Origin of the sequence: Nocardia sp. JMUB6875 (genome assembly GCF_041154655.1) — a bacterium.
Taxonomy (GTDB): Bacteria; Actinomycetota; Actinomycetes; order Mycobacteriales; family Mycobacteriaceae; genus Nocardia.
This window is the reverse complement of record NZ_BAAFGR010000079.1, coordinates 24,095-33,736: the sequence shown is the minus strand read 5'-3', so window position 1 is coordinate 33,736 and position 9,642 is coordinate 24,095. Positions and strand designations below refer to the sequence as shown.

Sequence of the window (9,642 nt, the reverse complement as noted above, 5' to 3'; positions counted from 1 at the left end):
ACCCGGCCCATTCCCCCGCCACACGCCGATAACCAGCCGATTTGGAACTCGAGGGGGGTCCTGGGGTAATCTTCTCGAGCACGAGCGAGAGCGAATGCCACGGGCTGTGGCGCAGCTTGGTAGCGCACCTGACTGGGGGTCAGGTGGTCGCAGGTTCAAATCCTGTCAGCCCGACGTAGAAAAGCCTCTCCGACCTGGTCGGAGGGGCTTTCTCGTTATTTGATCAATCGGAGATAGTGGCCGATTGGTGAGCTTGGTTACGCGGGGGCGGCGTGCCCGGCGGGCTCCTGGAGGAAGTGCGTCATTGCCCCAGCGTCGGCGAACCAGGTCAATCGGGTGTGCCGGAGGGTGTGCCGCCGAAGATGCTCGTAGGCGAGCTCGGCGACCACTTCATCTCATTGGGGTGCACGGCCGAGGACGGTGATCTGGATCCGCGTCGACGTGGGCGTGCGCCACAGATTTGGTACACCCAACCCGCCAAACTGCGCTGGCGGCGATGATTGAGCCGCCCCGTGATGCGCGCGAAGTCTCAACCTCGAGATGGCCTCCCGCCGTATAGTTTTCACGGTTCGGAGGATTCGCACGTTGGAAGAGGTCGCCATGCGTGGACCAATTACCGCGGCAGCCTGCGCAGTCGCCGCACTTCTCGCCGGAACCGGCGGACCGGCGCAAGCACAGCCCGAGACCGGAATGATTGTCACTCACCCGGATTCACCTCCGTTCGACTATCCACCGGGAGAAGTGTGCGAATTCGGCACACATGTCGAGTTCCCGGTCAGCGACCTGACCATGAGCGTGTGGCACGATGCGGCCGGCCACCCCGTCTTCGGCACGGAGACAGGGGCTTTGGTGATGCGCGCCACCAACACGTCCACCGGCACGACGATCGAACGAGATATCTCCGGTTCGGCCGCCCTGCTGTACCCGACGCTGGACCCGGCCGATTTCGTGCTCAGCGGCAACGACTGGTCGGCCGGCATACACGGCGGCGATCAACCGGCCGCAGCGCAGCATCATTGGTATCTCTCACACGGTTTCATGTCGGTGCGCGTCACCTCCACCAACGGACACACGACTCGACAGCTACTGGCACTGGCCGGACCGTACGAGGATCTGTGCGTGACGCTGAGCGGCTGATCGCACCACCCCATGCAGGGTTCCATCGGGACGCCTTTCGGGCGTGCGGAGCCCATAACCCCGGCGTACGACCTCGACGTCGGCAAGCTGCGACGCGGGGCCGCTGACTTCCTGTGCACACTGGGCAACCCGCTGGACTTTGTCGTAATCGTGGACCCCGTCCCGGCGACATCTCTTCGACTCGACTCGAGATCCCCGCCATTCTCCGAGTCCGCCACACTCCTTCTCGTGAAATCGACAGCACCTCAACATGGTTAGACGCCAATACGTGTCCAACTGCGCGCCCCGCTTGCGGCCTGATCAGTCGTCGGGGTCGTCACCGGGTACGGCTGAGGTCGCGGTCCTCGAGCCGGTAGCTGTCTCCCCCGAGGACACGCGCTCCCCGTGTGCGAGTGGGCGTCCCGTGCTATCTGTCACATGTGGTCGCTAGTCTCCGTATGTGGTTGAGCCGCAATGGTCTTGGAGGGGTGCGATGGAAGAACAGCTCGACGTAGGGGACGCCAAGCCCAACGTAGGCAATGCCAAGGAGGGCATCGGCAGGACCGTCGACGGTTTCGGGAAGGCGGCGCGAACCGTTTCGACGCAGTTCGTCGGGCAGGTCGGCAACGTCGAGGACGCGGCCAAAGGCAGGGTCGAGAAGTTGGCTGTGAAGAGGCCGGACCCCTACGAGGTGGCCGTAGCGGAATACAACGGCGTCTTCACCGCGATGGCTGACCGGGGCCTGTCACTGTTGCGTCAGCGCGAACGTTCGACGGACCTGATCGAGCTGGTCGAGCAGTTGGTGAACAGCATCGCCAACACCCCGAAGTCATTCGATACCGACTTCGACGAGATCGAGGTGCACAGGAAGCGTTTCCTGCACGCGGAGGAATTCGCTCAAAAAGAACTGGAAGCGGCGCGGCTGTCGGTCGCCGGCGCCGGCGCGGGGTTCGCGGCGGGCACCGCGGTAGCCGGTCTGGCACCGTCGGCGGCGATGTGGGTCGCCACCACCTTCGGGACAGCGTCGACCGGGACGGCGATATCGACCCTCTCCGGGGCTGCGGCCAGCCAGGCAGCGCTGGCATGGCTGGGCGGAGGCGCGCTCGCCGCCGGCGGTGGCGGCACTGCCGCAGGCACCACACTGCTCGCGCTGGCCGGCCCGATCGGCTGGACCATCGCCGGCGCGACCCTACTGGCGTCGATCGCCCTTTTCGCGAAGAAGAAGTTCGAGAATCGAGAGGCGAAGCACGAAGCGCTGACCGCGATAAAGCGCAACACCGCCCTCGTCAAAGGCATGGATGCTCAGATCGACGACGTCCTGCAGCGGACAACCTCGCTCCGCGAAGGGCTGGTGAAGAGTTACGGCGAAGCGTTGATTCACTTCCGCACCGATTTCCACGCTCTCGCCCCTGCCGAACGCTCGACGCTCGCTGCGTTGGTGAACAACACGAAAGCGTGCGCGAAAATGCTGAGTCTGCGCATCGAACAGGACGCCGACAGTGAGTGATCCTGCCGAATTCGCTACGCACACACAGGAACAGGCGGTCGCGTCCTGGGTGAGCTATCTCAACCAGCTTCGCATAGACAACCTCCTGAGCACGCTCAGTCGGCAGGACGAGCACCTTCGGGACGCGCTCACCAGCGTCGATGAAGCCATCAGGAGGATCGACCTCGAGGTGGTCGCCGCCAACCGCGGCGGACAACATGGCATGCACGGCTTCATCGCCGAGATCGCCGAGGTCGGGATCGGCAACGCCCGAAGGCAGATCACTGGCCACGAGGCCGTCTACCAGTGGGTGAACGACAACGGACCGGTCGACCTTCTGCGCGGAGATGTCGAGATCCAGCAGAAGTTCGTCGCGGCGGGCGGCCGCTTCTCTCTGGGCGCGATCGCCGAGCATCTCCAGAAGTATCCCGACTACGTGCACAACGGTGGGAAGTACCAGGTCCCAGTGATCATTTCGAGGTGATCCAGCGGCTGCGCGACATGTCGCCCGAGGAGGCGAGCAAGCTGCTGTCACGCAGCGGCGAAGGACCTTCCCTCAGAGACTGGCACCGAGTCCAGACCTTCTTCCAAACCGGCTCGGTCGGCATCGAATCGCTCGAACCCTCGACGCTCCGGTACGACGAAGTTCAACGCGATGTCTACACCTCGACCATGGCGGCGGAGAAGGACTCGCTTCGCGCTACGGATCGGTCTCTGCGCGCGGATGCGCACCAGCAGAGTCGGCCGACGCTGCGAGAAGGAAGCACGGTCGCACTCACGGCTGCCGCGGCAGAAGGCGGGACGGCTCTCATATCGGCCGTGTTCGCCAAGCGTCGGGAAGGCAAGAGGCTCAATGAGTTCACCGAGCAGGACTGGCTCGACATCGCGGGCGAGACCGGACTGGGTTTCGGCAAGGGCGGCGTCCGAGGACTGAGCATCTACGCGCTCACGAACTTCACCGCTACCTCCGCGGCCGTTGCCAGTTCGATCGTCACCGCATCCTTCGGCATCGCCGAGCAAGCGAACAAGCTCCGCCGCAACGAGATCGACGAACTGGAGTTCATCGAAATCTCCGAGCTCCTCGCATTGGAGGCCGCAGTCCGCGCGCTGTCCGCTTCCGTCGGCCAGGCGGCCATCCCCATTCCAATCCTCGGTGCCGTCATCGGCAACACGGTCGGCATTGTGATGTACAAGGCCGTCGCATCGTCGTTAAGGAAGCGAGAAGCGGCACTGATCGAGCGTTACCTCGACGAACAGCGTGCGCTCGACGAGCAACTCGCCACCGAGTACCAAGGGATCCTGCAGAAGTTGGACCAGAGCATGTCGGACTACCTCGGCCTGCTCGAACGAGCATTCTCGCCTGACGTGCAGGTCGCGCTCGTCGGGTCGGTTGAACTAGCAGTGGCACTCGGCGTGGCTTCGGAGGAGATCCTGGATGCGGAGGAGAAGATCGACGCCTACTTCCTCGACTAGGGAAGTTCACCTCGCCATCCGGTAGCACTGCCGTCTGGAGCAGCGCATACGGCGGTTGCGTCGACCTCTTCGCGCCGGGACAGTATGTCGTCACCACCGGTACCGGGGGCATGATGGGTTACCGGGTCGCGGGCACGTCGTTCGCCGCTCCATATGCCGCCGGAGCGGCAGCACCGTACAAGGCGAAACTCGGCCGGGCCCCCTCGGCTACGGTGAAAAGCTGGCTGGTGCAACATGCTTCGCCCGCGATCATCGATCCGCCGCAGTTCTGGCTTTACGGCACCACCCCGAACAAGCTACTGAACATCAGCGGACTGTAACCCTCCCCAATCCGGCAGGCCGCGCGAACCACACTCGGCCGGAACCCATTCGCGACAACCAGGCGGCGAGCGCGGCCGCCCCTGCAGGATCTGGGCCACTGGCGCTGTCCGCGAACTGTGACGTCGGTTGTTCGTGAATCCTGGTGGCGTGTCGCCCAGCTACAACGCTTCGAAGATGTTCACGAATGACGACGGCGGGGTCAGGGGCCAAGCTGCTCGGCCATATCGGCATGGAGCGCAATGAGTTCGGTGATCGGACAGGGGCGGCGGCTGGTGGTTGCGATGTCGGTCCGGCCCTCTGCACTCCACAGCGGGGGATACGTCGACAGGCCCTGATCGAGGGACAGTCGCCGGACCTCCTCGTCCCACCCTGGCCAGCGCATCTCGGTGTAGAACTCGCCCAGACCACTGCCGATGGCCCAGACGATGAACGCGGAATACCCACCACCAATCGGTTCCCACCGTAGGGTGTCAGGCCCGAAGTAGCACACCTCACCGAGCTCGCCCACCAACGCACCGCCATTGACGGCGAATCGCCCCCCGAGTACATCGACGGCCACGATCAACGCTCCCGGGTCGCTACTGTCCGCAGCGGGGTCACCGATCCTGTTCATCGCCGCCAGATCCGGTAGTTGCGCGTGCCCGCCGCCGAGGATGCGCAGCCATCCGTATCGACGACGAGCCCGCCGGTGTGTAAGGACAAGGCGCCGAGTGTCGAACGGGCTGTCACCTGCAACCGGTACAGCACCTGGCGGGCGTGTGCCGGATCGCCCGGCAGCACCTCGACCGGGACCTCGGCTGCCGCGAGATCCTTCTGCAGGGCGGGCCAGGCGGGGTCATCGGCATCGGCGAGTTCGCCGACGGACCGAACACCATTCACGAGATCAGATCCTTGCACACACATGCCCACCCATCTCTCTGATGGCTCGTCGCGAACGTCCGCCAATGGCTCTGGGTGCGCGTCAACCTCGCCGCGGTAGGTGCGACGATGCGCCGCTCCCATCATTCGCGAACGTCGATGCCCAGGCACAGAACAGTGTGAGCGCTTCGGTCAGATTGCCTGGACCACAGGCCAGGTGGAATGTCTGCTCGGCGGTCCAGGCATGCACCCAGTCGTGCTCGCTTCGGTCGATACGTTGTCGGGGATGGTCCTGGTCTGCCAGGGCCGTTTCCTCGAGATCGATCTTGACCAGCCAGCCGGGGTTGTCGAGCGTCTCGATCCGCACACCCGATCCGTGTTCCCAGCTTCCGTCACACTGCGCGGCGTACCAGCTCTGCAGCCAGTCGAGGACATGTTCGTGCTCGGACATGGACGCCGATGCTAGTAGCAACGAGTTCGGCCATGGCAACGAGAGGAAGGCCGAGTCCTCGTCCGCTCCGCCGCCATCATCATCAGTGACGCCACAGGGTGGCTAGGCGCCGTCGGCTTGCGTGGTCGGTAAGTCCCGAAAGGGTGGAATAGCACGACGGGCGTATGTCTCTTCCGGATGAATTGTGATGACGTCGAGTCGCCGCACCAGCGAGCCGGGTATCTGCCCGCCGGAGAAGTGCTCGGGACCGGGCACGATTACCGCTTCGGCGTCGAGGCGGGTGGCCTGAGCTTTCAACCGTGCGATCGGTGGCCGGCCGCCGGTGGGGTCGTGGACCACGATTTCGGCCAGGTCGTAGCCGTATCTTGCTGCGAGTCTGCGAATCTCGGATTCGTCCCACAGCTGACTCACGCCGGAGACGTCGGTGCGCAGGTATCCGAGCGCGGTGGGTGTGTACCGCATGACCGCCCTTCGATCGTCGTGGCCGTCGATGGCCGTGGAGTCGTGGAGTTGGAGATAGAAGCCGCCGTAGTCCTCGGCCGAATCCTGGCTGCTGCTCTGGAGTTCCAGTACGCCGCCGGGAAACTGGAACAGCCGCGTACGAGGCGTGGCCTGCACGTCTTCTGGCTCGTCGGTCACGGCTGTCCCTGTCGTCGCTGGTGAGGCGGATCGGTAGCGAGCTTCGCCGCCCCTGAACACCTGTCATCCACGCTAGAAACTCGCGGCCTGTCGAGGCCATGAACTTGCCCGAACTTGTCCAGATTAGGCCGTTGTGAAGAAAAACATGGCCGCCGGCGGGACGATTGAGATGCGCCGCGAACCGGCGCTTGACGCCAGACAAGTAGGAGGCGAAGGCATGTGCCTGAAATTCCTCGGCAAGGGTGGCTCGCAGGTGAACGAGTGCCCGAGTCTGTACGCGACCGAATCGGGCTATCTCGTCCAGGGATGGAGTACCGACCGGCCCGATACGGTAGAGATACCGCATCTGCTCCTGGGATTCCTCGAGCCCCGAACCTTCCTCGGCTCACCGTTGACGGACACGGGTAGGGGTACCTTCACGGTTATCGGGCGGCCGATCACGGATGCCGACACCCTCGGTCAGCTTGACCTGGCCGAAGACGAGGCAGCCATCGAAGTACCCAAGATGGAGAGGACTTTCTACGGTGCAGCTGCGGCAAGGCGACTGGTCGGACCTGTTCCGGCAATGTCGCAGTGAGGCATTCCATCTCGAGGTCAGAGACGACTACGCGGTACCGCTGGAGTCCGAACCGTTCCGCCGCTTTCTCACGAACGAGCCTGATGATTACGCATGGTTCGAAGACTGGGATGCCTTGGTGCGGGAGACGACCGGTCGAGGCGTAGCGATGAGCCGGGTTCGTGTCGTCACCGTGCCCCACACCGACTATCAGCGCTGGAGCTTGGTCGTCGCAGCACGCAATGTCGCGGCAGGGGAGGACATTCGTTACCTGCCACGCCATCTCGCGGGAGAGGTACCGCCGGATGACTGGTGGCTCATGGACAATGAGATGGTGGCCTTCAACCTGGTCGACAGTCGGATGAAGTCGGCCGGGATCGCGATAACGACCGATCCCGGAGTGGTCGAGTATTGCCACGCCGTCAGGCAGCGACTCTGGAAACTCGCGACTCCCTACTCCGCGTATGTGGCGGCTGCTGACTCACAGACGGTGAAGTGACCGGGAGCCTCCAGGAAGCGAGAGAAGCGCTCGGACAACGGCTTCGAGAGTTACGCCGTGCCGTGGGCATGTCCGGGCGCGTCCTCGCCGAGCAAGCAGGCTGGCATGAGTCGAAGGTCAGCAAGATCGAGCACGGCATACGGCCGGCCTCGGAAGCCGATATCCGAACGTACTGCGAGATTCTCGATGCTTCCGAGCAACTACCGGACCTACTCGCGACGGTACGGAACATCGACAGTGCCTATGTCGAATGGCGGCGCGTCCTCAGCGCGGGCACCAAACGGGGGCAGCACGCGCTGACCAAGCTCTCCGAGCGAACGAAGCTCATGAGGGTCTATCAGCCTTACGTCGTGCCAGGCCTGCTGCAAACCGCCGACTACGCGAGAGCGATCCTGCGGCAGGCGATCGACTTCTACCGCATACCCGACGACCTGGAAGACGGCGTCGCCAAACGGCTCGAGCGACAGCGCATCTTGTACAGCGGAGACCGGCGATTCCACATCCTGATGGGCGAACAGGCTCTACGGACCGGCGTAGCCGACGAGGGAGTGATGACCGGACAACTGGACCGGCTCATAGCCGTCATTGGATTACCTCGGGTGACCTTCGGAATCGTGCCCGCGGAATCCTACTGCCCGGCACCCGCGACGAACTTCGTGATGTACGACCGCAGCATGGTGACAGTCGAAGGCGTCACCGCAGAATTGAAGGTGACCCAGCCCAGGGAAATCGCGATCTACGGCCGCGCATTCAATATGTTGGCGAGTCAGTCGGTCACCGGCGAAGCAGCTCGAAGATTGATCCGAGCAGCCATCAGCTGGCGAAGCGAACCGTGCAACGGGCAGTCACACCCATAGCTTCGACGATGCAGACCAGAGGCGGTTCCACCTCTGGCCTGCTGTTCTTCAGCTCGGGAGGCCGAGGGCGCAGGTGATCTTGGTGGGGTGGGCTGGGTTGAGGGCGTTGGAGACCATTTCGATTACGTCGGGGTCGTAGGCGAGGCCGATGTGGCCGACCGGGTCGAGGGGGCAGGTGTCTTGGACGTAGGTGTTGTGGACGTTGGGCTCGGGGATGAAGGCGGTTTCGGTGGTGTTGAAGAGGGTGGACTTGTGGGGAACGACCAGGACGTCGGCTTTGGTGGCGATGACGGTGTAGGAGACGCCGGGTTGGGCTATGGGGCCGGTATTGAGGGTTTTCACTGCTGAGCCGCCGACGATCAGTTGGTCGCAGGCTGGGCAGCCGAGGGGGAGGATTTTGTCGACGAGGAAGGTTAGGTCGGCGGCTTGGGCCACGGTGACCAGGCCTATGAAGGTGGTGCCGTGGGTTGGGGGTGCCAGGGCTACTACCTTGGCGATTTTGGGGGCGTAGCCGAGAACCTTTGGGACGTAGAGGGACTGGAAGGCGCCCTCGGAGTGGCCGATGATGTCGACTTTGGTGGCTCCGGTGGAGGTGAGGACCTTGTCGATGAAGGTGGCGATCTCGTGTGCGGATTTGTCGATGTCGATGGTGCCGCCGATGGGGAATGCGGGATCGACCTTGCCGTAGGTGAGGGCGTAGGTGCAGTAGCCCTGGGCGGCCAGGGCCAGTGCCATCGGGCCGACATTGCCGTCGGCGTTGCCGCCGAGACCGTGTAGGAGCACTACCGGTTCGGGGTGGGTGGTGCTGGGCTGACAGGTGAAGTCGTTGTAGCCGGATGACGGTGCGGCGGTGGCGGTTCCGGAGACGGTGCCTATCAGTGTGGTGAGCGAGATGGCGGCCGCGACGATGAGGCGGGAGAGGGGGCGCACGAGAGAACTCCTCATGGGGTAACGCAATAGATTCCACACCCTGGGGCGTGTAGGGCAGGAACCTATACAAAAAGCCGTTGGGGCGTCACATGATTCGGAGTTACGGTCGCTGTGCGTTGGCACATATCGCGCGGTGGATTATTGCGGTTTCGCCAATTGTGGGAGACCGGCAGCAGGCGAATGATATTCGGCTGCCACCGGTCGAGGAGGTCGCGGAGGATCAGAGACACCAGTAGAGGTCGGCGGAGCCGGGCATGGGGATGGTGAAGCAGATGCCTACCGAGCCGTCGACGGGTTTGACTTGGGGTTCGGCGGCGGAGGCGGTCGCGGCGCCGATTATGCCGAGGGACAGCGCCATTGCGGTCACCGCTGCTGGAACGGCGATTCTTGCGGTCATTTCATCAACTCCCTGTTCGTGCGATTCTGTGTCCGGAGAGGCGCCTGCTTACACGGTAG

Annotated in this window: 12 protein-coding genes, 1 tRNA gene and 2 pseudogenes; 9 read left to right on the top strand and 6 right to left on the bottom strand. The window is 63.7% G+C overall.

The window, feature by feature from the left end; genetic code table 11:
• Positions 1-100 precede the first annotated feature (100 nt).
• Positions 101-174 (top strand) — tRNA-Pro (locus ACAM49_RS21185).
• A gap of 83 nt (positions 175-257) precedes the next feature.
• Here ACAM49_RS21185 and ACAM49_RS21180 read toward each other — a convergent pair.
• On the bottom strand, positions 258-389 hold the full coding sequence (locus ACAM49_RS21180) for a hypothetical protein (protein ID WP_369637273.1): 132 nt from the start codon (positions 387-389) through the stop codon (positions 258-260).
• 196 nt (positions 390-585) lie between these two features.
• On the opposite strand from ACAM49_RS21180, the gene ACAM49_RS21175 reads away from it, so the two are divergent.
• From ACAM49_RS21175 to ACAM49_RS21155, 5 genes and pseudogenes are all read left to right on the top strand, one after another.
• The gene (locus ACAM49_RS21175) at positions 586-1,137 is read left to right on the top strand and encodes a hypothetical protein (RefSeq protein ID WP_369637272.1); all 552 of its coding nucleotides are present in this window, start codon (positions 586-588) and stop codon (positions 1,135-1,137) included.
• Between the two features lie 472 nt (positions 1,138-1,609).
• Positions 1,610-2,623, top strand: a complete 1,014-nt coding sequence (locus ACAM49_RS21170; RefSeq protein WP_369637271.1) for a hypothetical protein — start codon at positions 1,610-1,612, stop codon at positions 2,621-2,623.
• Positions 2,616-3,086 (top strand): hypothetical protein, encoded by a 471-nt coding sequence (locus ACAM49_RS21165; RefSeq protein ID WP_369637270.1) that lies wholly within the window; start codon positions 2,616-2,618, stop codon positions 3,084-3,086. The genes ACAM49_RS21170 and ACAM49_RS21165 overlap by 8 nt, the downstream gene beginning before the upstream one ends.
• Entirely contained in the window at positions 3,083-4,075 is a 993-nt protein-coding gene (locus ACAM49_RS21160) for a hypothetical protein (RefSeq protein WP_369637269.1), read from the top strand. Before ACAM49_RS21165 ends, ACAM49_RS21160 begins: the two co-directional genes overlap by 4 nt.
• Positions 4,076-4,119: 44 nt before the next feature.
• Positions 4,120-4,395, top strand: a pseudogene (locus ACAM49_RS21155) (S8 family serine peptidase); the annotation flags it as partial.
• A gap of 200 nt (positions 4,396-4,595) precedes the next feature.
• Here ACAM49_RS21155 and ACAM49_RS21150 read toward each other — a convergent pair.
• The 3 genes and pseudogenes from ACAM49_RS21150 to ACAM49_RS21140 form a co-directional block, all read right to left on the bottom strand.
• Positions 4,596-5,299 (bottom strand): annotated as a pseudogene (locus tag ACAM49_RS21150) (DUF2625 family protein).
• 58 nt (positions 5,300-5,357) lie between these two features.
• The gene (locus ACAM49_RS21145; RefSeq protein WP_369637268.1) at positions 5,358-5,705 is read right to left on the bottom strand and encodes an immunity 53 family protein; all 348 of its coding nucleotides are present in this window, start codon (positions 5,703-5,705) and stop codon (positions 5,358-5,360) included.
• A 102-nt stretch (positions 5,706-5,807) separates the two neighbouring features.
• Positions 5,808-6,344, bottom strand: coding sequence for a hypothetical protein (locus ACAM49_RS21140; RefSeq protein ID WP_369637267.1), 537 nt, complete (start codon positions 6,342-6,344; stop codon positions 5,808-5,810).
• A gap of 133 nt (positions 6,345-6,477) precedes the next feature.
• Between ACAM49_RS21140 and ACAM49_RS21135 the strand changes: the two genes are divergently transcribed.
• Genes ACAM49_RS21135 through ACAM49_RS21125 form a run of 3 tightly spaced genes read left to right on the top strand, consistent with a single transcriptional unit; the run spans position 6,478 to position 8,256 of the window.
• Complete coding sequence (locus tag ACAM49_RS21135) at positions 6,478-6,921, top strand: hypothetical protein (RefSeq protein WP_369637266.1); 444 nt, start codon at positions 6,478-6,480, stop codon at positions 6,919-6,921.
• Entirely contained in the window at positions 6,869-7,399 is a 531-nt protein-coding gene (locus ACAM49_RS21130; RefSeq protein WP_369637265.1) for a DUF6879 family protein, read from the top strand. Before ACAM49_RS21135 ends, ACAM49_RS21130 begins: the two co-directional genes overlap by 53 nt.
• Positions 7,396-8,256, top strand: coding sequence for a helix-turn-helix domain-containing protein (locus ACAM49_RS21125; protein WP_369637264.1), 861 nt, complete (start codon positions 7,396-7,398; stop codon positions 8,254-8,256). The genes ACAM49_RS21130 and ACAM49_RS21125 overlap by 4 nt, the downstream gene beginning before the upstream one ends.
• Before the next feature lie 48 nt (positions 8,257-8,304).
• Here the strand turns inward: ACAM49_RS21125 and ACAM49_RS21120 are convergent, their stop codons facing one another.
• Entirely contained in the window at positions 8,305-9,201 is an 897-nt protein-coding gene (locus tag ACAM49_RS21120; protein ID WP_369637263.1) for an esterase/lipase family protein, read from the bottom strand.
• Between the two features lie 205 nt (positions 9,202-9,406).
• Positions 9,407-9,583 (bottom strand): hypothetical protein, encoded by a 177-nt coding sequence (locus ACAM49_RS21115; protein WP_369637262.1) that lies wholly within the window; start codon positions 9,581-9,583, stop codon positions 9,407-9,409.
• Between the last annotated feature and the right edge of the window lie 59 nt (positions 9,584-9,642).

Excerpts from the sequence above, each read along its gene's own strand:
- ACAM49_RS21170 (WP_369637271.1), top strand. The coding sequence starts at position 1,610 with ATGGAAGAACAGCTCGACGTAGGGGACGCCAAGCCCAACGTAGGCAAT.
- ACAM49_RS21145 (WP_369637268.1), bottom strand. The coding sequence starts at position 5,705 with ATGTCCGAGCACGAACATGTCCTCGACTGGCTGCAGAGCTGGTACGCC.
- ACAM49_RS21120 (WP_369637263.1), bottom strand. The coding sequence starts at position 9,201 with ATGAGGAGTTCTCTCGTGCGCCCCCTCTCCCGCCTCATCGTCGCGGCC.
- ACAM49_RS21115 (WP_369637262.1), bottom strand. The coding sequence starts at position 9,583 with ATGACCGCAAGAATCGCCGTTCCAGCAGCGGTGACCGCAATGGCGCTG.